The following is a 22,631-nucleotide window of genomic DNA, read 5'->3' on the forward strand; positions in this document are numbered from 1 at the left end:
CGTGGGCGACGGTGGTACGACTCTGCTGGCCTTTCTGAGGAGACCCCCATGAACTGGACCCTGGAAGTCGTCCCGGTACCTGTCACCGACATGGACCGGGCGAAGGAGTTCTACGGCGACAAGTGCGGTTTCAAGATCGACCTGGACGACGAGGTGGCGCCGGGCATGCGCATCATCCAGGCGACGCCGCCGGGCTCGCGCTGTTCGATCGCGATGCTGAGCGGGATGCCGGCGATGCCGGGCACGAGGGACATGGCGCCGGGCAGCCTGCAGGGCCTGCAGCTCTGCGTCACGGACATCGAGGCGGCGCGGGCGGAGCTGGTCGACCGGGGTGTGGACGTCACCCCGATCCGGCACGTCGGCGAGTCGGGCTGGGAGGACGGCAAGGGCCAGACGTGGAACTCGTTCATGGCCTTCGAGGACCCGGACGGCAACGGCTGGGTGGTCCAGGAGGCCCCCTCGGATCTTTCGGAACGCTGACCACCGCGCGTCTCGTCGGTCCCGCCGCGCGTCTCGTCGGTCCCGCCGCGCGCCCGGTTCGGGTGACGGACCGGCACGTCGCCATGGCGGGCGGCTCGCTCCTCGGCGGCGCCGTCCTGAACGGCGCGGGGACGAGGGCCCTGCCGTGGACGGCGGGGGCACTCCTCGCCACGGCCGCCCTCATGGCGGCCCTGGCCCGCCGGCACGGCTTCGGACGCTAGAGCGCCAGGTAGAAGTGGCGGAGCGTGGCGTCCTGCGCCACGCCCGGCATCCCGGCGGCCTCCATCACCCGGTGGGACGCCAGGTTGTCGAGGTCGGCGTCGCCCTTCACCCCGGCGGCGCCGGCCTGCCGCGCCACCTCGACGAGGGCCCGCAGGGCCTCGGAGGCGTACCCCTTCCCGCGCGCGCCGGGCAGGAGCCCGTACCCGACGGTGACGACGCCGTGCGCGTCCGGCGGCCCGTGGAACCCGATGCCGCCGACGACGACGCCGTCGAGCCGTATCGCATAGGGCCGGAACACCCCCGGATCGCCCCGCTCGGCGACCCCGCGCAGAAACCCGGTGGCCGACCGGACATCACCGTCCCCGGGATACCCCTCCCCCCACTGGTCCCCCGGCCCGGGCTCCCGGGCCACGACACGCTCGGCGTCGGCGACGGTCAGGGGATGCAGCAGGAGACGCGCGGTGGCGACGGAATCGATCTTCACCGGGGCAGTCTGAACGGCCCTCCACCCGACGGCAACGGATTTCCCCCGCCAGGAGCCGAACACCGGGCCGCCCGGCAGGAAGACGGCCGGCGGCTCACCAGCGCTCGAACGCGGTGAAGGCGTGGTCGCCGGACGCCCCGGCGACGATGATCCGCCCGTCGTGCTCGAAGAAGTGGCCGCTGGGCGCTTCCTCACGGAAGTGGCGCTCGTCGAGTTGCTCGCCGTCGCCGGCGTCGTACACGAGCAGCTCGGTGATGGCGCTGGCCTGGGTCGACCACTCGCACAGCACGGTGACCCGGTCGCCCCGCACGGCCAGCCCGGCGGCGGGCTCGTCCAACTCGTCGTTCCACACCTCTGCACCGGTCTCCAGGTCGAAGGCGACCAGCCGGTAGTGCCGTCCCTTGTGATAGGTCCAGGCCAGCGCGTACATCCGCTCGCCGACGACCTCCGCCGCGTCGATCTGGCCGTAGTCCCCGCTGAGTTCGATGCCCGGCCGAGGACGCCCGTCCTGGTCGAAGGAGACGAACGTGCCCGTCGCCTCGCCGGAGTTCCCGTTCGAGGACCGCACGACCCTCAGCACGAAGGGGTCGGCCGACTCGATGAACACGCTGGAGTCCGTCGACACGGGGCGACGGGCGTCGATGGGAACGTTCCACTTCAGGGCGCCGGTGCCGCGATCGAAGGCCGCCGCCATCGGCTCGACGTCCCCGCCGCTGTCGGAGCCCGGGGCGTCCGCGCCCTCCCCGCCGCAGGCCAGGACTGCGTGGACCTGGTCCTTGCCCACGAACGTCTCCCCCGCCCCGCACGTGCCGGGAACGGCCGCCGTCCAACGGGCCTTGCCCGTGCGGAGGTCGAGGGCGCGCAGGGAACGGTTGCCACCCGGCGTCCGCGCCTCCTGCTCGGCGGAGGGCTGGGTCCGTTCGTCGTCGTGGATCATTGCCAGGCCGCCTCCCGCATCCAGGAATCCGTCCCCGGGGAACCGGCCGTGCGAGACGGTCCGCGGGACGCTCCACAACTCCCGCCCGTCCTTCATGTCGAAGGCGAGGACGGTCGAGCAGCCCTTGCCCTTGCCCGGCGAGGTGGTGGCGCTGCTCTCCGTGCCGTACGCGACCAGGAGGACCCCCTCGCCCGCGCGACGGGCGCTCCCGCAGATCTGGGCGCGGCCGGGCGGTACGAACTCCCAGAGCTTCGTCCCGTCCTGCCCGTCGGCGATGCCGAAGCCGGTCACCGCGTCGAACCGGCTGCGGACGGCGACCTCCCCGTCGACCCGACTGCCGTTGGCCTTGCCATCGCCGGGCCGGTCCTTCGCGGTGGCCCAGGTCCGCACCACGGAGTCGCCCGGCAGATAGCCCTCGAACGACAGGAACCAGGCGGTGATGGAACCGATCAACCCGAGTACGAGCCCGATCACCACCAGCGCCTTCACGAGCCCTGCTCTGCCCGCGACATCACGCGCTCCCCCTACCGTGCACGGCACACCCCCTGCGAGCGGTGTTCCGGAGACCCGCCCGACACGTCGGTCTTCGAACGACGGTCAGGCTGAGGGCGAGGCTTGCCCGCGGTCCATGCCGGTCCGGCGGGGGGCGACCGGAACGGGGCCGGGCCGCCGGCGGTGTCCGCCGACGGCCCAGGATCGCGTCAGGGTCGCACTACTCATGGCCTGCGCCTACAGCACCGGCAGGTTCTTGCGGAGTTCGAAGGCGGTGACCTCGCTCCGGTACTCCTCCCACTCCTGCTTCTTGTTGCGGAGGAAGAAGTCGAAGACGTGCTCGCCGAGGGTCTCCGCGACCAGTTCGCTCTTCTCCATCAGGGCGATCGCCTCGCCCAGGTTCTGCGGGAGCGGTTCGATGCCCATCGCGCGGCGTTCGGCGTCGGAGAGGGCCCAGACGTCGTCGTCGGCGCCGGCCGGGAGTTCGTAGCCCTCTTCGATGCCCTTGAGGCCGGCGGCGAGGAGGACCGCGTAGGTCAGGTACGGGTTGGCGCCCGAGTCGATGGAGCGGACCTCGACGCGGGAGGAGCCCGTCTTGCCCGGCTTGTACATGGGGACGCGGATCAGGGCCGAGCGGTTGTTGTGGCCCCAGCAGATGTACGAGGGGGCCTCGCCGCCCGAGCCGGCCGTACGGGAGGAGCCGCCCCAGATGCGCTTGTACGAGTTGACCCACTGGTTGGTGACGGCGGAGATCTCGCCCGCGTGCTTCAGGAGGCCCGCGATGAAGGAGCGGCCCACCTTCGACAGCTGGTACTCGGCGCCCGACTCGTAGAAAGCGTTCCGGTCGCCCTCGAAGAGGGACAGGTGGGTGTGCATGCCCGAGCCGGGGTAGTCCGAGAACGGCTTCGGCATGAACGTGGCCTGGACGCCCTGCTCCAGCGCCACCTGCTTCATGACCAGGCGGAAGGTCATGATGTTGTCCGCCGTGGAGAGGGCGTCGGCGTACCGCAGGTCGATCTCCTGCTGGCCCGGCGCGCCCTCGTGGTGGCTGAACTCCACCGAGATGCCCATCGACTCGAGCATCGTGATCGCCTGCCGGCGGAAGTCCATGCCCACGTTCTGCGGGGTGTGGTCGAAGTAGCCCGAGTTGTCGGCCGGGGTCGGCCTCGTCCCGTCGAGCGGCTTGTCCTTCAGCAGGAAGAACTCGATCTCGGGGTGGGTGTAGAAGGTGAAGCCCAGATCCGAGGTCTTGGCGAGCGCCCGCTTCAGTACGTAGCGCGGGTCCGCGAAGGACGGCGAACCGTCCGGCATCAGGATGTCGCAGAACATCCGCGCCGTGCCCGGGGCCTCGGCGCGCCACGGCAGGATCTGGAAGGTTCCCGGGTCCGGCTTGGCGATCATGTCCGATTCGTACACGCGGGCGAAGCCCTCGATCGCCGAACCGTCGAACCCGATGCCCTCGTCGAAGGCCTGCTCCAGTTCGGCGGGCGCCACGGCCACCGACTTGAGGAAGCCCAGCACGTCGGTGAACCACAGACGTACGAAGCGGATGTCGCGCTCCTCAAGCGTACGGAGCACAAATTCCTGCTGCTTGTCCATTTCCACACCCATCCTCGCTGGTCAGGCCGCCTGCTCCCACCGCCTCGGCACATCGGGGGGCACCTGAGCATCCCACCACATGGTTTCGCGCACGTTGCACACCCATACTGCCCGCTCCGGTGTGACTCAGGTAACGCGGGAAGGGCCGGGTCCGGGTCTCCGTCCGTCCGTCGGACCTCCGGCGGGCCCTCGGCCTCGTACCGAGTGGCACCCCGTTCGGCCCACGGAGGGCCCACGCACACTACGATCTCCGCCCATGGGGGCCCCACGGCTCGAACGCCTGTCCCGGCACGCGCGTCCCATGGCACTGGTGAGTGCCGTGGCGACGCTCCTCGCCGCGCTCTTCTTCTGTCTGGGGCCGGGACCGGGACCGGGCGTCGGACCGGACGCCCACCATCCGCCAGCCGACGCCGCGCGCGCCCACGGCGCCCGGGTCGGTACCGTCCGGGCCGACGCCGTCCGGGCCGACGCCACCCGGGCCGCCGCCTCGCGGGGCTCCGCCGTCGTGCGCGAGTACGTCTGCCCGTACGACCGGGGTGGCTGCTCCCTCTTCCCCTCCCTCTCCCCCGCGGTGCTCAGCGCGCCCCCGCTCGACCCGCCGCTGCACGCGGAGGGCGGGCTCCCGCGTCTCGACCCGCCGTCCGACGACGGCCCGGCACGCCGTTCCTGCGCCCAGCCGCGCGCGCCGGACCTGCACGTCCTTCAAGTTCTCCGGACCTAGCGGCGGCGGGCGCACCGCCCCCGCACGTCCACCCCCGAACTCCACCCCCACCCCTGAAGAAGGACGACATCACCATGGCCGCCAACCGCTCCGCCAACGCCGACCGCCGCGCCCGAATAGAGGAAATGCGCCGCGCCGAGCAGGCCCGTGAGCGCCGCAACCGTCTGATCACCGTCGGCGTCTCCGGGATCGTCGTCCTCGGTCTCGTCGGCTTCGGCACCTTCGTGCTGATGAAGAAGTCCGACGAGCAGGACAAGAAGGAAGCCGCGGCGAAGGCCCCCATCGCCGCCGAGAAGTCCTGGGACGCGGCCAAGCTCGGCCGCAACCACGTCGAGACGGCCGTGAAGTACGACATGAAGCCGCCGGTCGGCGGTGACCACCACCCGGTCTGGATGAACTGCGACGGCGTGGTCTACAAGCAGGCCATCTCCGAGGTCAACGCCGTCCACTCCCTCGAGCACGGCGCCGTCTGGGTGACGTACAACAAGAAGGCCCCCGCCGGTGACGTGAAGAAGCTGGAGGAGAAGGTCGGCAAGACCAAGTACACGCTGATGAGCCCCGTGGACGACCAGGCCGGCTCGATCATGCTGTCCGCCTGGGGCAAGCAGGTGACCGTGGACAACGCCTCCGACCCCCGGATCGACGCCTTCTTCACGAAGTACGTCCAGGGCCCGCAGACCCCCGAGCCCGGCGCCGCGTGCACCGGCGGACTCGACAAGTGACCGGCGACGAGGACGACCTGACGTTCCCGGCACCGGCTCAGGCCCGGCGGCCGAACCGGACCCAGTGGGCGGCGGTCACCGCCGTCGCGCTCGCCCTGCTCTTCGCCGGGGGCGCCGTCACCGTCGCCTCCGCCGAGCGCGAGGAGGCACCGGGCACGCCGTCCACCGCCTCCGCGGACGCCGGTTTCGCCCGGGACATGTCCGTCCACCACCAGCAGGCCGTCGAGATGTCGTTCATCGTCCGGGACCGCACCCAGGACGAGGAGGTGCGCCGCCTCGCGTACGACATCGCCAACACGCAGGCCAACCAGCGCGGCATGATGCTCGGCTGGCTCGACCTGTGGGAGCTGCCCAAGGTCCAGTCCGGCGTCGAGCCGATGGCCTGGATGGGCATGGGCGGCTCCGGTGACACCGGGCCGCTCGACGGGGCGCTCATGCCGGGCATGGCGACCAACGCGCAGCTCGACGAGTTGCGGAAGGCCAGTGGCCGCGAGGCCGAGATCCTGTACCTGAAGCTCATGACCGAGCACCACAGGGGCGGGGTCCACATGGCCCAGGGCTGCGTCCAGAAGTGCTCCGTGGACATCGAGCGCAACCTCGCCCAGGGCATGGTCGACGCGCAGGAGTCCGAGATCCTGCTGATGGCGAACATGCTGAAGAAGCGCGGCGCCGCCTGATCGGCCGGCCCGTGCGGCCTTCGGCCCCCGTGACCCTTGCGGTCGCGGGGGCCGTGTCGTACGCCGAGAATGAGTCTGCTCGGGGACGCAAAGGTGACCGCGTACGACGAAAGGTACTCACCTCATGACCACGGCGAAGGACATCATGCACCGCGGGGCCCGGTGGATCCCGGAACACGAGACGCTCGACCGCGCCGCGCAGCTGATGCGCGAACTGAACGTGGGCGCGCTGCCGATCGCCGACGAGAACGAACGGCTCTGCGGCATCCTCACCGACCGCGACATCGTCGTCGGCTGTGTGGCCATGGGCCACGACCCGGCCAAGGTCACCTGCGGCGAGATGGCGAAGGGCACCCCGCGCTGGGTCGAGGCGAGCGCGGACGTCGGCGCCGTCCTGGAGGAGATGCAGAGTCACCGGATCAAGCGCCTGCCCGTCATCGAGGACAAGCGGCTCGTCGGCATGATCAGTGAGGCCGATCTGGCGCAGCACCTGTCGGACGAGCAGATCAAGGCGTTCTGTACGAGCGTCTACGCCACTCCCTGACCCGGTCGCAGGACCGCCAGGGCCACCGTGTCCGGGCGGTCCAGCATGACCAGATGGCCCGACGGCACGGCCGCCACGTAGTGGGCGCCGAGCCGTCGGGCCAGCGCGCGTTGGCGCCGCTCCCAGCGGGCCGAGCCGTCGGGGGCGGCGAGGACGGTGACGGGGAGGCCCGGCGGGAGGGGGTGCCGGTCGCGGAGGGCGAGGAGTCCGGCGGCGACGGCTCCGTAGCGCGCGTTCTCCAGGAGGGTGCCGCGCAGGACGCGTGAGGTGCGGTAGACGCGGCGGACGAGGTCGGCGGGGGCCGGGTCGTGGCGTACGGCCGAGTGGCGCACGGTCGGCTGGCGCACGGTCGGCTGTCGCGCGGTCGCGAGGCGCACGGACGCGCGGCGGGCCGCCGGGCCGAGGGCGGCCGGGACGCCGGCGGCGCAGAGGACGGCGCCGAGGAGGCGGGCCGCGGCGGTGGTGCGCCCGGGGCGGGGGTGTTCCTCCACCGAGGAATCGACGAGGACGAGGGCGGCGGTCCTGTCCGGGTGGAGCCGGGCGAAGGCCTCCGCGTGGAACCCGGCGATCGAGTGCCCCACGACGGTGACGGGCCCGGGAAGTCCGAGGGCGTCGAGGAGGCCGGCGATCCGGTGGGCCTCGCCCTCGGCGGTGGGCGGGGCGGTGGCGGGTGCGGAGAGGCCGTGGCCCGGGCGGTCGAAGCGGACGACCGTGCGGTGCGGGGCGAGGAGCGGGACCACGGGGTCCCAGTCGAACCAGCTCAGGCCGAGTCCGGCGCTGAGGACGCAGACGGGCCCCGAGCCTTCGACGGTGACGTGGTGGGCGACTCCCCCGACGCGTACGAAGGTCACCGTTCCTCCTGGGGAGTGGGGACCGGGTCCTTCTCGGTGGCCAGGGAGTACGCGAGGACCGCGAGCCACAGTGCCACCAGGAGCACCTGGGACCGCTGGCCCGCGCCGAGCGCCCACATGCCCTTCCCGGCCTCGAAGGCGGCGACGGCGGCCAGGGTCCAGCCGGTGGCCACCAGTTCCAGGACGACGAGAACCGGGCCGGTACGGGCCAGGGGCCGCCATCGGCCGTGGCGGCGGGCGGCGACGGTCAGGGCGACCATGGCGACGAGCGCCCCGGTCATGGCGAGCCCGGAACTGACCGCATGGGCCGTATGGGTGGCGGGCACCAGTCCGGCGGTCTCGCGGGCCGCGCACACGGGGTCGGCGGTCGGGGCACAGCTGAGCGGAAGGCGCGAGTCGACGGCGGTGGCGGCCCCGAAGACGGCGAGCGCGACCCATCCGGCGGTCGTGAACCGGCCGGCGGACACCCGGGGCCGGCCATCGAGCGCGACCCGGCCGGCGAACTCGGCCCGGCCGACGGACGCGACCCGGGCGGCGAGACCCGTCGCCGCCCCCGCCAGGACGAGGAGTCCCGCCACCAGGTCCGTCGCCCGGAACAGGCCGCCGAGGGGCTGGTCGGCCGCCGCGAGCTCGGAGACGTACGTCCGCACCGGGTCGAGCCCGGTCCTGACGACGACCTCCAGGACCCACGCGGTGTACGCGAGCGCGCCGAGCGCGAGCAGGGCGGCGGAGGCTCGCGTCACCTTCTTGGGCATGGTGGATCAGACGCTACGGGGTCTCGGCGGGTTGCCGGTCCCGGTGGGGGGTACCGACTCTGCCGGATCGTCAGTCATCGTCATGGGGTCATGATCAGCGGGCCACGGCCGCCCCGCATGTCGAAGATCCACGACTCCGTGCCCGCCCGCCGTGGCGGGGATCCGGGACTCAGCGCTCTCCGCCGTGCGCGGAGTTCCGGACTCGGCGCCCGTATCCCAGGACATAACGTCGGTCTGACGATTAGACTGGCCGGGTGCCTCAACTACGCCTCGCCCTGAATCAGATCGACTCGACCGTCGGAGACATCGCCGGAAACGCCGAGGCGATCGTGCACTGGACCCGGCACGCCGCCGGACAGGGCGCGCATCTCGTCGCGTTCCCCGAGATGGCGCTGACCGGATACCCCGTCGAGGACCTCGCCCTGCGCTCCTCCTTCGTCGAGGCGTCCCGCGCGGCCCTGCACGGCCTCGCCCGCCGGCTCGCCGACGAGGGCTTCGGCGAGGTGCCGGTCGTCGTCGGCTACCTGGACCGCTCCGAGCGGGCCGAGCCGAGGCTCGGCAGGCCCGCGGGGTCTCCCGAGAACGCCGCCGCCGTGCTGCACCGCGGCGAGGTGGTGCTGCGCTTCGCCAAGCACCACCTGCCGAACTACGGCGTCTTCGACGAGTACCGCTACTTCGTCCAGGGCGACACCATGCCCGTCGTCCGCGTCCACGGGGTCGACGTGGCCCTCGCGATCTGCGAGGACCTGTGGCAGGAGGGCGGCCGGGTGCCGGCGGCGCGCAGCGCGGGGGCCGGGCTGCTCCTGTCCGTCAACGCCTCGCCGTACGAGCGGGACAAGGACGACACCCGGCTGGAACTGGTCCGCAAGCGGGCGCAGGAGGCCGGATGCGTCACGGCCTATCTCGCGATGACGGGCGGTCAGGACGAGCTGGTCTTCGACGGCGACTCGATCGTGGTCGACGCGGACGGCGAGGTGATCGCGCGGGCCCCGCAGTTCGTCGAGGGCAGCGTCGTCCTCGACCTGGACCTGCCGGCCGCCGCGGCCGACGCGCCCGAGGGCCTGGTGCACGACGGACTGCGGATCGACCGCGTGGTGCTCTCCGAGGAGCCGCTGGCCGCGTACGAGCCGGAGCTGACCGGCGGCTACGCGCACCGGCTCGACGACGACGAGGAGGTGTACTCCGCCCTGGTGATCGGGGTGCGCGCGTACGTCGCGAAGAACGGGTTCCGCTCGGTGCTCGTCGGGCTCTCCGGCGGCATCGACTCGGCGCTCGTCGCGGCCATCGCCTGCGACGCGCTCGGTGCGGCGAACGTGTACGGGGTGTCGATGCCCTCCAAGTACTCCTCCGACCACTCGCGCGGCGACGCCGCCGAACTGGCCCGCCGCACCGGGCTGAACTACCGCACGGTGTCGATCGAGCCGATGTTCGACGCGTACATGGGCGCCCTCGGTCTCACCGGCCTCGCGGAGGAGAACCTCCAGTCGCGGCTGCGCGGCACGACGCTGATGGCGATCTCCAACCAGGAGGGCCACATCGTCCTCGCGCCGGGCAACAAGTCCGAGCTCGCGGTGGGCTATTCGACGCTGTACGGCGACTCCGTCGGCGCGTTCGGCCCCATCAAGGACGTCTACAAGTCGACCGTGTTCCGGCTCGCGCGCTGGCGGAACCGGGCCGCCGAGGAACGCGGCCAGACCCCGCCGATCCCGGAGAGCTCGATCACCAAGCCGCCCAGCGCGGAGCTGCGCCCCGGCCAGGTCGACACGGACTCGCTGCCGGACTACGACGTCCTGGACGCCGTCCTCGCGCTCTACGTGGACCAGGACCAGGGCAGGGACGCGATCGTGGCCGCCGGGTTCGACGAGGAGCTGGTGACGCGGACGCTGCGGATGGTGGACACGGCGGAGTACAAGCGGCGGCAGTACCCGCCGGGCACCAAGATCTCGGCGAAGGGCTTCGGCAAGGACCGGCGCCTGCCGATCACGAACCGCTGGCGGGAGACGCCGACGGCACGCTGACGGCGGCCGGTCCAAGCGGCCGGGAGGACTCGGTCAGCCGGACGCGGCGTCGGTGGGGGCGCTGACGATGGCGGCGGCGTACGTCCCGGAGCTTGGTCAGAGCTTCACCCGGGCGGCGACGGGGAGGTGGTCGCTCTTCGTCTCCGGGAGGGCCCAGGACGACATCGGCTCGACGTTCTTGACCATGATCTGGTCGATCCGGGCCATCGGGAAGGACGCGGGCCAGCTGAATCCGAAGCCGTCGCCCGCCGCGCCCTGGGTGGAGCGGAGCTGCGAGGTGACGGCGTTGAGCGCGCGGTCGTTCATGGTGCCGTTGAGGTCGCCGAGGAGGACGAGCCGCTCGTGCCGGTCGCGGGCGATGGCCTCGCCGAGGGCGTCGGCGCTGACGTCGCGCTGGCTGGCGGTGAAGCCGGCGTTCAGCTTGACCCGCACGGACGGCAGGTGGGCGACGTACACGGCCACCTCGCCCTGGGGCGCGACGACGGTGGCCCGCATGGCGCGGGTCCAGCCCATCCGGATGTCGACCGGCCGGGCGTCCCGCAGGGGCAGTTTGCTCCACAGGCCGACGGTGCCCTGGACGGAGTGGTGCGGGTACGCCTCCGCGAGGCCGCGTTCGTAGGCCGGGACGACGTCGCCCTTCAGTTCCTCCAGGGCGAGCACGTCGGCGCCGGACCCGGCGAGCTGGCGGGCGGTGCCCTCGGGGTCGGGGTTGTCGGCGTTCACGTTGTGGGTGGCGACGGTCAGGTCACCGCCCGCGGCCGACTTGTCGGCGACGAGCCCGCCGAAGATGTTGAGCCACACCACGGCGGGCAGCAGCAGGGCGATCAGGGCGGTGGCGGAGCGCCGCAGCAGGGCGAGGACGAGCAGGAACGGCACGAAGAGGCCGAGCCAGGGCAGGAAGGTCTCGGTCAGGCTGCCGAGGTTGCCGATCCGGTTGGGGATCTCGGCGTGGAAGACCATCAGGAGCGTGAGCGCCACGGCCACGGCGGCGACCAGGACGCCCCTGCGCCAGATGCCCCGGTCGTGGCGCAGGCCGGCGAGTGCGGTCCGGATTCTGGATCCGGAACCGGAGCGCTCGTTGCCTGCGCCGCCGTGCTCGGTCTCCGTCATGTCCACCCGCGCCATCGCACTGTCCTCACTGCTGCCTTGCCGTCTCGCGTGACCCGATGTCGACACTAGGCGATCCCGGGTCCGTCGTACTCCCCCAGGGACGAGACTGGTGCGTGGCGGGTTCCTGCAGGTGGCACGGGCGGCGGACCTGTGACAGAACGCGCACATTCGTACGGGTCCGGACCGGGTTCCGTACGGGTCCGGACCGGGTTCCGGCCGGTCGCGCGGGTCGCGCCCCCGGGGGATGAAGGGGCTCCAGGGGGATGGGGGGCTTCCGGGGACCGGCGCGCCGCGCCGGTGTGAACAGCGCCACTCCGGCCCACTTCCCCGCCCGCCCGGCGAAGTGCCACCATGGATGTGGTCCGGGGACGCCGTCAGGGCGCCTCGAGATGACACTAGGAGCTTCACCATGACGCTTCAGCCTGCCCAGAAGACTCCCGCCGACAGCAGCAAGGCGCTGTACGGCGGCAAGGGCACGCGCCGCATCACCGTCCACGACATCGCCGCCGCCAAGACCCGCGGCGAGAAGTGGCCCATGCTCACCGCCTACGACGCGATGACCGCCTCCGTCTTCGACGAGGCCGGCATCCCCGTGATCCTCGTCGGCGACTCCATGGGCAACTGTCACCTCGGCTACGAGACCACCGTGCCGGTCACGATGGACGAGATGACGATCCTCTCCGCCGCCGTCGTCCGGGGCACCAGGCGCGCCCTCGTCGTCGGCGACCTGCCCTTCGGCTCGTACCAGGAGGGGCCCGTCCAGGCCTTGCGCAACGCCACCCGGCTGGTCAAGGACGCGGGTGTCGGCGCGATCAAGCTGGAGGGCGGCGAGCGTTCGCTGCCCCAGACCGAGCTGCTCGTGCAGGCCGGCATCCCCGTCATGTCCCACCTGGGCCTCACCCCGCAGTCCGTGAACACCATGGGCTACCGGGTGCAGGGCCGCTCCGACGAGGCCGCGCACAAGCTGCTGCGCGACGCGAAGGCGGCGCAGGACGCGGGCGCGTTCGCGGTCGTCCTGGAACTCGTACCGGCCGAGCTGGCCGCCGAGGTCACCCGCTCGCTGCACATCCCGACCATCGGCATCGGCGCGGGCGCCGGCACCGACGCCCAGGTCCTCGTCTGGACCGACATGGCCGGTCTCACCGGCGGCAAGGTGCCGCGCTTCACCAAGCAGTACGCCGACCTCCGCGCGACGCTCGGCGACGCCGCGCGCGCCTTCGCGGAGGACGTCAGCGGGGGGTCGTTCCCCGCCGAGGAGCACACCTTCCACTAGTCCACCGCGGTTCCACCGAAGAGGCCGACAGCCCGCCGACATCCCCCATCGGCGGGCTGTCGGTCGTCTGTCGGGGGATTGTCGGTGGCGCCTGGTGTAGTGAGGGCATGACGCGATCACACACCAACGCCGTCGAGGTCCGGGGCCTCGTGAAGCACTTCGGCGCCACCAAGGCCCTCGACGGGGTCGACCTCGACGTGAGGGAGGGCACGGTCCTCGGGGTGCTCGGGCCCAACGGCGCAGGGAAGACCACCCTCGTCCGCTGTCTGTCCACCCTCCTCGTCCCGGACGCCGGGACCGCCACCGTCGCCGGGTACGACGTGGTGAAGCACCCCCGCCAGCTGCGCCGCACCATAGGCCTCACCGGCCAGTACGCATCGGTCGACGAGAAGCTGTCCGGCTGGGAGAACCTGTACATGATCGGGCGGCTGCTCGACCTCTCCCGCGCCGACGCCCGCCGCCGGGCCGACGAGATGCTGGAGCGCTTCTCCCTCACCGAGGCCGCCAAGCGGCCCGCGATGAACTACTCCGGCGGCATGCGGCGGCGCCTCGACCTCGCCGCCTCGATGATCGGGCAGCCGGCCGTCCTCTACCTGGACGAGCCGACCACAGGACTCGACCCCCGCACCCGCAACGAGGTGTGGGACGAGGTCCAGCGGATGGTCTCCGAGGGCGTCACCGTCCTCCTCACCACCCAGTACATGGAGGAGGCGGAGCAGCTCGCGAGCGAGCTGACCGTCATCGACCGGGGCAAGGTCATCGCCAAGGGCGGCGTCGACGAGCTGAAGGCCAAGGTCGGCGGCCGGACCCTGAAGGTCCGCCCGGTGGACCCCGACCAGCTGTCGGAGATGGCCGCGGCGCTCCGCGAGACCGGGCTCGACGGCGTCGCCGGGGCGACCGTCGTGCCCGACGAGGGCGCGCTGTACGTCCCGATCCTCACCGACCAGCAGCTGACGGCCGTGGTGGCCCTGTTCGGCGCGCGCGGTTTCGGCATCGCCCACATCGGCACCCATCTGCCCAGCCTGGACGAGGTGTTCCTGGCGATCACCGGCCAGAAGACCGCCGTTTCCGACGAGATCACCGAGGAGGTCGCCGCGTGAGCACGACCACGGTCACCAAGTCCCCCGCCGAGACCGGCGGTCCGGGCCGCGCCCCGGCGCGGCGCGCGCCCGTCGCCGAGGGCCGGATCGGCCTGCGGGGCAACCTGCGCCACATCGGCGCCCTCGCCCGGCGCAACGCCCTGCAGATCAAGCAGGACCCGGAGTCGATGTTCGACGCCGTCCTGATGCCGATCATCTTCATCCTGCTCTTCGTGTACGTCTTCGGCGGCGCCATCGCCGGCAAGGGCAACAACGAGGTGTACGTCAACTACGTGACGCCGGGCCTGATGGCGATGATGGGCATGAACATCGCCATGGCCGTCGGCGTGGGCATCAACGACGACTTCAAGAAGGGGGTCATGGACCGGTTCCGGACGATGCCGATCGCCCGGTCCTCCGTCCTCATCGCGAAGATCGTCGTCGAGGTCGGCCGGATGCTGATCGCCACCGCGATCCTGCTGGGCATGGGCTTCCTGCTCGGCCTGGAGATCCACACCTCGGTCCTCCACCTCTTCGCCGCGATCGGTCTCTCGATGGTCTTCGGCGCCTCGCTGATGTGGATCTTCATCCTGCTCGGCCTGACCCTGAAGACCGCCCAGGCCGTCCAGGGCATGGCGATGATCGTCCTGATGCCGCTGCAGTTCGGTTCGTCGATCTTCGCCCCGCCGACGTCGATGCCCGACTGGCTGAAGGCCTTCACCGACTACAACCCGCTGTCGAACCTCGCCGACGCCGCCCGCAACCTGATCAACGGCGGTCCGGTCGCCCACTCCGTGTGGATGACCCTCGGCTGGGCCCTGGTCATCACGGCCGTCACGGCGCCGCTCGCCGTGACCAAGTTCCGCAAGAAGACCTGAGTCCGGTACGGGACTCCCCACGGGGGTTCAGGACTCGGCGCGCTCACTGATCGCGTCGGCGGCGCGACCGAGCAGGGCGGCGGCCTCCTCCAGGGAGAGGCCGCCGCCTTCGGCGTACGCCGCCGCGAACGCGTCCTCGCCCAGGACGGACCGGGCCAGCTCCGTCGCCCGCTCCAGGTTCTCCCGCTCCATCGGCGCCACCCGGTGCCCCGGCGGCAGCAGCCCCTCCCTGGCCCCGAGCAGCACGGCCCCGGTCCGCGCCTCCGGCCCGCCGAGACCGGCGAGCGCCCAGGCCGCCACGACGAGATGGCTCGACGGCATCGCCGGGGCGACCATCATCGACAGCGGGGCGAGGGAACACGCGTACGCCTCCGCGGCGAGGGCGAGCGCGGAGTCGTACCGTTCGTCGAGGTTGTCCAGCCAGCCCAGGCTGCCGAGCGTGAAGCCCTCGAAGAGCGAGAGGGTCTCGGAGTGGAACTGCTTCCGCAGCGCCTGGAACTGCTCCCGGGCCTCGGCGGTGCGGCCGGTGCGGCCGAGCGTCATGCCGAGGAAGAGCCGGGCGCCGACCATGGGTTCATGGCCCCAGCCGTACCGCCCGGCGACGATCTCCCGCAGGATCGCCTCCCCCTCGTCGACCCGCCCGGTCTCGACGAGGATCCCGGCGTAGCGGGCGCGCAGCAAGGCCATCTGCGACTGGGCGCCGATCTGCTCCGCGTAGCCGATCGCGGCGGCGAAGTCCTCGGCCGCGCCCTCGAATTCGAGCCGCCGCTCCCGGGCCTCCGCGCGGGACTGCAGCGCCTCCGCCGCGCCCCAGGCGTCGCCGAGGCGGACGAAGATCTCCAGGCTCTCGTCGGCGTCCGCGCTCGCCTCGACCGCCAGGTCGGCCCGGTTGGCGAACATGTTGGCGCGCAGCTGGAGGGCGTTGGCCAGTTCCCAGACGTAGCCGTGGCGGCGGCAGGCCTCGACGTTCGTGTCGAGAAGCTCGATCAGCCGGCCCGCCTCGCCGATGAGGAGGACCGCGAAGACGGCGAAGGAGCCGGGCAGCCGGCAGGTCTGCGGCAGGCCGGGCTCGTAGACGGCGGTCATCTCACGGAGCCGCCGCACGCCGTCCGGGGTGGTCCAGCGGCCGGTCTCGTGGTCCATGTTGATCAGCTCGACGAGCCGCACCCCGCGCCGGGCCTCCCAGCGCTGCGCCTCGGAGAGCGGCGGCGGCGCGGCCGTGCACGGCTCGTGCAGGGGGACGACGGGGGCGGCGGGCGGTGCGAACGGGTCGGGTCCGAGGGCGGCGACGGCCTTCGACCAGTACAGGGCGTCGGTGCGCAGGTCGCGCATCTGCCAGTACCAGAGAAGGGAGTGGACGAGGACGAGCGCCTCGTCCTCGTCGCGGGCGCGGAGGGCCCGGCGCAGGGCGGTGCGGATGTTGCCGTACTCGGTCCCGAAGCGGGCGATGGCGGCGACCTGGCCGGAGCGGCGCAGCTCGGGGTCGGTGCGGCGGGCCAGTTCCCGGTAGTACGTGAGGTGCCGCCGCTCGGTCGCGGCCCGCTCCCCGGCCTCGTCGAGCCGCTCCCCCGCGTACTCGGCGACGGTCTCCAGGAGCCGGTAGCGCATGCCGGCGTCGCCGGGGGCGGAGACGACGAGGGACTTGTCGACGAGGGAGCCGAGGAGGTCGAGGACGTCGGAGGGACGGAGGGCGACGGGTCCGGTCGCTCCGGCGGGCCCGGTCGCTCCGGCGGGCCCGGTCGCTCCGGCGGGCCCGGTCGCTCCGGCGGGCCCGGTGGCCCCGGCGGGCGTCGCTCCGGCCGCCGGGCTTCCTCCCTCGGCGGCTTCGGCGCACACCGCCTCAGCCGCCTCCAGGTCGCTGCCGCCTGTGAACACCGAGAGGCGGCGCAGGACCGCCCGTTCGGCGTCGTCCAGGAGGTCCCAGGACCAGTCGACGACCGCCCGCAGGGTCTGCTGGCGGGGCAGTACCGTCCGCGCTCCCGAGGTGAGCAGCCGGAAGCGGTCGTCGAGCCGTTCCGCGATCTGTCGCAGGGTCAGCATCCGCAGCCGGGCGGCCGCCAGTTCGATCGCCAGGGGCAGCCCGTCCAGGCGGCGCACGATCTCGGCCGCCGCCTCCGGGTCCTCCTCGACGCGGAACCCGGGCCGGACCGCCGCGCCGCGCTCGCCGAGCAGGCGCAGGGCCGTCTCCGTGCTCAGCGGGCCCACCGGCCGGACCATCTCGCCCGGCACTCCGAGCGGCTCCCGGCTCGTCGCCAGGACCCGCAGCCCGGGGCAGCGGGCGAGCAGCGTCTCGGCGAGTGCGGCGGCGGTCGCCACGAGGTGCTCGCAGTTGTCGAGGAGCAGCAGCATGCGGCGCCCCGCGCAGTGCTCGACGAGCCGGGACAGCGGGTCGCCGCCGGCCCGGAGTTCCTCGGCTCCGGCGCCGCGCAGCACCGTCTCGCGGGCGCCGACGGCCGCGAGGACGGCTTCGGCGACGGCCTCCGGGTCGGTGACGGGCGCGAGCTCGGCGACCCAGACCCCGTCCGGCCAGGCCCCGGCCCCGCGCTCGGCCGCCTCCTGAGAGAGGCGGGTCTTCCCGGCCCCGCCAGGGCCGAGCAGGGTGACGAGCCGGGCCGTACGGAGGTCCTCCCGGAGCGCGACGATCTCCTCGTCGCGCCCGACGAAACTGGTGAGCCGTGCCCGCAGGTTCCCGGGGACGGGGGCGGCGGGCGCTGCCGAGGGGTCGGGCGACGGCGGGGGACCGGGCGACGGAGTCCCCGCGGGCGCCGGCTCCGGAGCGAGGAGCTCCGCGTGGAGGGCGCGCAGGGCCGGCGACGGGTCCGTGCCCAGGCGGGTGGCGAAGGCGCGGCGCACCGCCTCGTACGCGGCGAGGGCCTCGGCCGGGCGTCCGGTGTCCCGCAGGGCGCGAATCCGCAGGGCCTGGAGGGGCTCGTCGAGGGGGTGGTCCGCGCACAGGGCGGTCAGCTCGGGCAGGGCCGCCCGCGCCTCCCCGAGCGCGAGGGCCGCGTCGAGCCTGGCCCTGCGGGCGTCGAGGCGCCGGGCCTCCCGGCGGGCGGCCTCCGCGTCCCGGTCCGGCAGGTCGGCGAGGGCGGGCCCGCGCCACAGTGCGAGGCCCTCGTCGAGCAGGGCGGCGGCCCGCGCCGGGTCGGTGCCGAGCGCGGCCATGCCCTCGACGGTGAGGCGTTCGAAGCGGTGGGCGTCCACGTCCTCGGGCCGGGCGTCGAGGCGGTAGCCGCCCTCGACGGAGATCACGCGGTCCCGGCCGAGCGCCTTGCGGAGGCGTCCGACGAGGGCCTGGAGCGCGGCGACCGCGTCGGCGGGCGGTTCGTCGCCGTGCCACACCTCGTCGACGAGCTCCGCCACGGGCACGGTCCGGCCCGCCCGCAGGGCGAGGACGGTGAGCAGCGCGCGGACCCGCGGACCGCCGACGGCCACGTCGGTGCCGTCGGCGGCATGGGCGAGGGACGGGCCGAGGACGGAGTAGTGCACGGGCCCATTCTCCGTGAGTGGGTCCCCGGCTCCGGAACTCCCCCCGTCTCCCGGTACGTTTCCCGCACATCGGGCCCGTGTGTCGGGCCCCCTCCGTCCCCTGGGAGCTTCCGAGATGACCACGGCCACCACCCGGCGTCACGAACGGCGGATCAGTCCCGTCTTCCTGGCGATCCTCGCCGTCATGGCCGTCACCGGCTGGGCGGTGTGGACGGACTTCGCCGCCTCGCCCGGCCTGGCGGTGTTCCTCTTCGTGACCTCGGCGTGGGTCGTGTCGCTCTGTCTGCACGAGTACGCCCACGCCCGTACGGCCCTGCACGGCGGCGACATCACGGTCGGGGCGAAGGGCTATCTGACCCTGAACCCGCTCGCGTACACCCATGCCCTCCTGAGCATCGTGCTTCCGGTGCTGTTCGTGATCATGGGCGGGATCGGTCTGCCGGGCGGCGCGGTCTTCATCGACCAGGGCCGGATCAGGGGCCGCTGGAAGCACAGCCTGATCTCGGCGGCGGGCCCGCTGGCGAACGTGCTGTTCGCCCTGGTCTGCACGGCCCCGTTCTGGCTCGACGCCCTGGACGGGGTGCCGCTCGCGTTCCAGTTCGCGCTGGCCTTCCTGGCGTTCCTCCAGGTGACCGCGGCGCTCCTGAACTTCCTTCCGGTGCCGGGGCTCGACGGCTACGGGGTGCTCGAGCCCTGGCTGTCGTACAAGGTGAAGCGGCAGATCGAGCCGTACGCGCCGTACGGCTTCTTCATCGTGATCGCGCTGCTGTTCGTGCCGGCGGTCAACGGGGCCTTCTTCGACGCGATCGACGCGCTGATGCGGTCGCTCGGGGTGCCGGAGGCCACCCGGTACTGCGGTTCGCAGCTGTTCCGGTTCTGGCAGGAGACGCCGGAGCTCTGCCAGGTCTGACGGCGGGTTCAGCCCTCGGCGGCGGCCGTCTTCTCGATCTTGGCGCGGCGGATGTGGTACCAGGCCATGTTGGAGGAGAGGCCGGCGAGCAGGACCCAGACGATGCCGAGGAAGCTGCCCTCGACGAAGGAGACGACGGCCGCGGTGACGGCGAGCGCGCAGACCACGAGGGCGTAGAGGGCGAGGCGGGGCATGGGGGTCGGCTCCTGTCCGGTACGGCTGCTGGTGCCCGTCCAGTGTCCCCCATGCCCTCGGCTCCGCCGGGACCGGCTCAGATGTCGGTGACCCGCAGCCCCGCGTGGGCCTTGTAGCGGCGGTTGACCGAGATCAGGTTGGCGACGAGCGACTCGACCTGGTGGGCGTTGCGCAGCCGGCCGGCGAAGACGCCGCGCATGCCGGGGATGCGGCCGGCGAGGGCCTGCACCAGCTCGACGTCGGCGCGCTCCTCGCCGAGGACCATCACGTCCGTGTCGATCTCCTCCAGGGAGGTGTCCTGGAGGAGGACGGCCGAGAGGTGGTGGAAGGCGGCGGCCACCCGGGAGTCCGGGAGGAGCGCGGCGGCCTGCTCGGCGGCGGAGCCCTCCTCCGGCTTGAGCGCGTAGGCGCCCTTCTTGTCGAAGCCGAGCGGGTTGACGCAGTCGACGACGAGCTTGCCCGCGAGTTCCGCGCGCAGCGACTCCAGGGTCTTGGCGTGGCCGTCCCACGGCACGGCGACGATCACGATGTCGCTGCGGCGGGCGCACTCGGCGTTGTCGGCGCCCTCGACTCCGTGGCCGATCCCCGCGGCCACGTCCTGCGCGCGGTCGGCGGCGCGGGAGCCGATGATCACCTGCTGGCCGGCCTTGGCGAGGCGGTAGGCGAGGCCGCGGCCCTGCTCGCCGGTGCCGCCGAGGACGCCGACGACGAGACCGGAGACGTCGGGGAGGTCCCACGGGTCCTTGGGGGCGGGCTTGCTGTCAGTCGTAGTCATGGCCCCGACATTACCGACCGGTCGGGCCGTCGGTACTCCCGTACGGGTGGAACCCTGGCAACCGGCCGCGGGCCGGGCGCCGGCTGGTGCAAAATGCGGGCCCATGGATGCCGTACGGGTCGCGTTGCTGCGGGAAGTGCTCGCCGGGACGGAGTGGCCGCGGGCGGCCCGCCGGTTCGCGGGCACGCTCCGGTCCTCGCTCGTCCCGCACCGGGACGGGCTGCTCCTGGTCGGCACGGAGGAGTACGAGCCCTGGCACCTGGCGGCGCACCTGGTCGACGAGTCCGCCTGGTCGGGGCTGCCGGAACTGGCGCCGACGCTTGTGCGCCACCGGGTGCGGCCAGGTGATCCGGCGCATCTGGCGGTCGGCCTGGGCCGGATCGAGGCGGCGGGGCGCGGGGCGACGCTGCTCATGGTGGCGCCGGAGCGGCCGGATCCGGGGCTGCTCCAGCGGGTGCACGACGCCCGGCGGGCGGGGGCGACGGTGCTGTCGCTCGACGGGGGCGACGAGGAGGTGCGGGGGCTCGCGCACGAGACGCTCACCGTGCCGGAGGGGGCGGGGGTGGACCTGGACACGGTGCAGCACCTGGTGAGCGCGGCGGCCGGGGAGAACAGCCTGCCGGCGCCGCGCGGGGCCCGTCGCTTCCGGGACCGCCTCTCGGCTCTCGCGGACCGCCTGACGGCCCCGCCGCCGTCCCGCTGGTAGGCGGGGACGGGGGGCACGGCACCCGGGAGCCGCCCGCCCGTAATTCGGTTGCCCGCGGCACATTCCCGCCGCAGCATGTCCCCTCGTGGCCTCCCCCCTCGCGAAGATCTCCGCCCTGCTGCCCGATCTGGCGCCGTGGCGCTCCTCCCCCGACTTCCGGCTCCTCTGGGTCCAGGGACTCGTCACGTACTTCAGCAGCGCGATGGCGATGATCGCCCTGCCGCTGCAGATCAAGGAGATGACGGGGTCGCCGCTCGCCGTCGGCGCGATGGGCGCGGTCGAGCTGGTGCCGCTCGTGGTGTTCGGCCTGTACGGCGGGGCGCTCGCCGACGCGGTCGACCGGCGGAAGGTGATTCTGGCGACCGAGGCGGGCCTCGGGGTCCTCGGCCTGATCCTGCTGGTCAACGCGCTGCTCCCGGAGCCGATGCTCTGGCCGCTGTACGTGGTGGCGGCGGGGGTCTCGGCGCTCGCGGGGCTCCAGCGGCCGGCCCTGGACTCGCTGCTGGCCCGGATCGTGCCGCACGAGCAGCAGACGGCGGCGGCCGCGCTGAACTCGCTGCGCTGGCAGATCGGCTCGATCGCGGGCCCGGCCCTGGCGGGTCTGGTCGTGGCGTACGCGGGTCACGCGCCCGCGTACGGGGTGACGATCGCCGGTTTCGCCGCCTCGGTGCTCCTGTGCCGCCGCCTCTCCCCCGCGCCGCCCGCGCACGACGCGGAGAAGCCCTCGCTGCGGGGCATCGCGGAGGGGGCGCGGTACGCCTGGTCGCGGCCGGTGCTGCTCGGCACGTACGCGATCGACCTGGCTGCGATGTTCTTCGCTTTCCCGAACACGATCTTCCCGTTCCTCGCGGACGAGCTGGACGCGGACTGGTCGCTCGGTCTGATGTACGCGGCGGGCTCGGTCGGCTCCCTGGCCATCGGGCTGACCAGCGGCTGGACGTCGAAGGTGCGGCGGCATGGGCTGCTCGTCGCCGGCGGCGCGGCGGGCTGGGGTCTCGCCATCGCGGCGGCGGGCTGGTTCGGGAACATCTGGCTGGTCCTGCTCTGTCTGGCCTTCGCGGGGGCCGGGGACATGCTGAGCGGGCTGGGCCGCGCCACGATCTGGAACCAGACGATCCCCGAGGAGCTGCGCGGCCGGCTCGCCGGCATCGAGGTGCTCTCGTACAGCGTCGGCCCGCAGCTGGGCCAGGTCAGGGCGGGCGCGATGGCCGGCTGGACCGGCACACGGGCGGCGGTCTGGTCGGGTGGCGTGGCCTGTGTCGCCTCGGTGGGGCTGCTGTGCCTGGCGCTGCCGAAGCTGCTCACGTACGACTCGGAGACGGACGAGGACTCGCTGCGCCGCAAGGCCCAGCAGGAGGCCGCCCGGTAGCACCGGGCGGCCTCCTGGCCGGTCGCTCTCCTAGGCCTGTCCGACGGATCAGGGTCGGACCCGGCCATGATCCGCCGGACAGGCGTCAGTCGGGCGGCTCCTGCGTCCCGCTCTTGTCGTGCCAGCGGGGGTCGGTCTCCCACTCCAGGTTCCGCTCGCGGGCGGTCTCCATGGCGTGCGAGGCCTCCTCACGGGTGGTGTACGGGCCGAAACGGTTCTTCGCAGGGCACTCGGGGCCCTCTTCGACCTTCTTGTGTTCCAGGCAGTAGTACCACTCGCCCGGTTTGCCCACGGTGCGCTTCTTGAACAGGGCCATCGTCGTCGGCTCCTTCCTCCGAGACCATG

23 protein-coding genes are annotated in these 22,631 nt (G+C 72.8%); 13 read left to right on the top strand and 10 right to left on the bottom strand.

Features of this window, described 5'->3' with window-relative positions; genetic code table 11:
* Window positions 1-48 precede the first annotated feature (48 nt).
* Both ACIA8N_RS02175 and ACIA8N_RS02180 read left to right on the top strand, forming a co-directional pair.
* A complete protein-coding gene (locus ACIA8N_RS02175) occupies window positions 49-480 on the top strand; it encodes a VOC family protein (RefSeq protein ID WP_365777217.1) in 432 nt (143 codons plus the stop codon).
* A gap of 62 nt (window positions 481-542) precedes the next feature.
* The gene (locus ACIA8N_RS02180; RefSeq protein ID WP_365777219.1) at window positions 543-701 is read left to right on the top strand and encodes a hypothetical protein; all 159 of its coding nucleotides are present in this window, start codon (window positions 543-545) and stop codon (window positions 699-701) included.
* Here the strand turns inward: ACIA8N_RS02180 and ACIA8N_RS02185 are convergent.
* The 3 genes from ACIA8N_RS02185 to ACIA8N_RS02195 form a co-directional block, all read right to left on the bottom strand.
* Complete coding sequence (locus ACIA8N_RS02185; protein ID WP_365777221.1) at window positions 698-1,186, bottom strand: GNAT family N-acetyltransferase; 489 nt, start codon at window positions 1,184-1,186, stop codon at window positions 698-700. The two genes, ACIA8N_RS02180 and ACIA8N_RS02185, sit on opposite strands and share 4 nt — an antisense overlap.
* 94 nt (window positions 1,187-1,280) lie before the next feature.
* A complete protein-coding gene (locus ACIA8N_RS02190; protein ID WP_399415482.1) occupies window positions 1,281-2,612 on the bottom strand; it encodes a PQQ-binding-like beta-propeller repeat protein in 1,332 nt (443 codons plus the stop codon).
* Between the two features lie 240 nt (window positions 2,613-2,852).
* Window positions 2,853-4,214, bottom strand: a complete 1,362-nt coding sequence (locus ACIA8N_RS02195; protein ID WP_015033133.1) for a glutamine synthetase family protein — start codon at window positions 4,212-4,214, stop codon at window positions 2,853-2,855.
* A 301-nt stretch (window positions 4,215-4,515) separates the two neighbouring features.
* Here ACIA8N_RS02195 and ACIA8N_RS02200 point away from each other — a divergent pair, with 301 nt between their 5' ends.
* From ACIA8N_RS02200 to ACIA8N_RS02215, 4 genes are all read left to right on the top strand, one after another.
* Window positions 4,516-4,935: a hypothetical protein gene (locus ACIA8N_RS02200; RefSeq protein WP_399415484.1), complete on the top strand. Its 420-nt coding sequence runs from the start codon at window positions 4,516-4,518 to the stop codon at window positions 4,933-4,935.
* 74 nt (window positions 4,936-5,009) lie between these two features.
* Window positions 5,010-5,657, top strand: a complete 648-nt coding sequence (locus tag ACIA8N_RS02205; RefSeq protein WP_365777227.1) for a DUF3105 domain-containing protein — start codon at window positions 5,010-5,012, stop codon at window positions 5,655-5,657.
* A gap of 17 nt (window positions 5,658-5,674) precedes the next feature.
* On the top strand, window positions 5,675-6,334 hold the full coding sequence (locus tag ACIA8N_RS02210; RefSeq protein ID WP_399415748.1) for a DUF305 domain-containing protein: 660 nt from the start codon (window positions 5,675-5,677) through the stop codon (window positions 6,332-6,334).
* 124 nt (window positions 6,335-6,458) lie between these two features.
* On the top strand, window positions 6,459-6,878 hold the full coding sequence (locus tag ACIA8N_RS02215) for a CBS domain-containing protein (RefSeq protein WP_365777231.1): 420 nt from the start codon (window positions 6,459-6,461) through the stop codon (window positions 6,876-6,878).
* On the opposite strand, the gene ACIA8N_RS02220 is transcribed toward ACIA8N_RS02215, so the two are convergent.
* The gene (locus ACIA8N_RS02220) at window positions 6,863-7,729 is read right to left on the bottom strand and encodes an alpha/beta hydrolase (RefSeq protein ID WP_365777233.1); all 867 of its coding nucleotides are present in this window, start codon (window positions 7,727-7,729) and stop codon (window positions 6,863-6,865) included. The two genes, ACIA8N_RS02215 and ACIA8N_RS02220, sit on opposite strands and share 16 nt — an antisense overlap.
* Window positions 7,726-8,484: a DUF998 domain-containing protein gene (locus tag ACIA8N_RS02225; protein ID WP_365777236.1), complete on the bottom strand. Its 759-nt coding sequence runs from the start codon at window positions 8,482-8,484 to the stop codon at window positions 7,726-7,728. The genes ACIA8N_RS02220 and ACIA8N_RS02225 overlap by 4 nt, the downstream gene beginning before the upstream one ends.
* A 254-nt stretch (window positions 8,485-8,738) precedes the next feature.
* Here ACIA8N_RS02225 and ACIA8N_RS02230 point away from each other — a divergent pair, with 254 nt between their 5' ends.
* Window positions 8,739-10,502: an NAD+ synthase gene (locus ACIA8N_RS02230; RefSeq protein ID WP_365777238.1), complete on the top strand. Its 1,764-nt coding sequence runs from the start codon at window positions 8,739-8,741 to the stop codon at window positions 10,500-10,502.
* A 96-nt stretch (window positions 10,503-10,598) separates the two neighbouring features.
* On the opposite strand, the gene ACIA8N_RS02235 is transcribed toward ACIA8N_RS02230, so the two are convergent.
* Window positions 10,599-11,627, bottom strand: a complete 1,029-nt coding sequence (locus tag ACIA8N_RS02235; RefSeq protein WP_365777241.1) for an endonuclease/exonuclease/phosphatase family protein — start codon at window positions 11,625-11,627, stop codon at window positions 10,599-10,601.
* 394 nt (window positions 11,628-12,021) lie between these two features.
* On the opposite strand from ACIA8N_RS02235, the gene panB reads away from it, so the two are divergent.
* The 3 genes from panB (at window position 12,022) to ACIA8N_RS02250 (ending at window position 14,842) form a co-directional block, all read left to right on the top strand.
* The gene (gene panB / locus ACIA8N_RS02240) at window positions 12,022-12,885 is read left to right on the top strand and encodes a 3-methyl-2-oxobutanoate hydroxymethyltransferase (protein WP_365777243.1); all 864 of its coding nucleotides are present in this window, start codon (window positions 12,022-12,024) and stop codon (window positions 12,883-12,885) included.
* Window positions 12,886-12,992: 107 nt separating this feature from the next.
* Entirely contained in the window at window positions 12,993-13,985 is a 993-nt protein-coding gene (locus tag ACIA8N_RS02245) for an ATP-binding cassette domain-containing protein (protein ID WP_365777245.1), read from the top strand.
* The gene (locus ACIA8N_RS02250) at window positions 13,982-14,842 is read left to right on the top strand and encodes an ABC transporter permease (RefSeq protein ID WP_030547635.1); all 861 of its coding nucleotides are present in this window, start codon (window positions 13,982-13,984) and stop codon (window positions 14,840-14,842) included. The genes ACIA8N_RS02245 and ACIA8N_RS02250 overlap by 4 nt, the downstream gene beginning before the upstream one ends.
* A gap of 27 nt (window positions 14,843-14,869) precedes the next feature.
* On the opposite strand, the gene ACIA8N_RS02255 is transcribed toward ACIA8N_RS02250, so the two are convergent.
* Window positions 14,870-18,331 carry a BTAD domain-containing putative transcriptional regulator gene (locus tag ACIA8N_RS02255; RefSeq protein ID WP_399415489.1) on the bottom strand — a complete coding sequence of 1,154 codons (3,462 nt, stop codon included), beginning with the start codon at window positions 18,329-18,331 and terminating at the stop codon, window positions 14,870-14,872.
* Between the two features lie 115 nt (window positions 18,332-18,446).
* Here ACIA8N_RS02255 and ACIA8N_RS02260 point away from each other — a divergent pair, with 115 nt between their 5' ends.
* Complete coding sequence (locus ACIA8N_RS02260; protein WP_365777250.1) at window positions 18,447-19,241, top strand: site-2 protease family protein; 795 nt, start codon at window positions 18,447-18,449, stop codon at window positions 19,239-19,241.
* 8 nt (window positions 19,242-19,249) lie between these two features.
* Here the strand turns inward: ACIA8N_RS02260 and ACIA8N_RS02265 are convergent, their stop codons facing one another.
* The gene (locus ACIA8N_RS02265) at window positions 19,250-19,435 is read right to left on the bottom strand and encodes a hypothetical protein (protein WP_030208108.1); all 186 of its coding nucleotides are present in this window, start codon (window positions 19,433-19,435) and stop codon (window positions 19,250-19,252) included.
* A gap of 77 nt (window positions 19,436-19,512) precedes the next feature.
* Window positions 19,513-20,211 (bottom strand): NADPH-dependent F420 reductase, encoded by a 699-nt coding sequence (gene npdG, locus ACIA8N_RS02270; protein WP_365777252.1) that lies wholly within the window; start codon window positions 20,209-20,211, stop codon window positions 19,513-19,515.
* Between the two features lie 103 nt (window positions 20,212-20,314).
* On the opposite strand from npdG, the gene ACIA8N_RS02275 reads away from it, so the two are divergent.
* Window positions 20,315-20,917: a hypothetical protein gene (locus ACIA8N_RS02275; protein WP_365777254.1), complete on the top strand. Its 603-nt coding sequence runs from the start codon at window positions 20,315-20,317 to the stop codon at window positions 20,915-20,917.
* Between the two features lie 85 nt (window positions 20,918-21,002).
* The gene (locus ACIA8N_RS02280; protein ID WP_365777256.1) at window positions 21,003-22,286 is read left to right on the top strand and encodes an MFS transporter; all 1,284 of its coding nucleotides are present in this window, start codon (window positions 21,003-21,005) and stop codon (window positions 22,284-22,286) included.
* A gap of 85 nt (window positions 22,287-22,371) precedes the next feature.
* On the opposite strand, the gene ACIA8N_RS02285 is transcribed toward ACIA8N_RS02280, so the two are convergent.
* The gene (locus ACIA8N_RS02285; protein WP_365777258.1) at window positions 22,372-22,602 is read right to left on the bottom strand and encodes a hypothetical protein; all 231 of its coding nucleotides are present in this window, start codon (window positions 22,600-22,602) and stop codon (window positions 22,372-22,374) included.
* Window positions 22,603-22,631: the final 29 nt, after the last annotated feature.

It is taken from the genome of Streptomyces sp. NPDC051822 (genome assembly GCF_044452745.1).
In the GTDB taxonomy this organism is placed as follows: domain Bacteria; phylum Actinomycetota; class Actinomycetes; order Streptomycetales; family Streptomycetaceae; genus Streptomyces.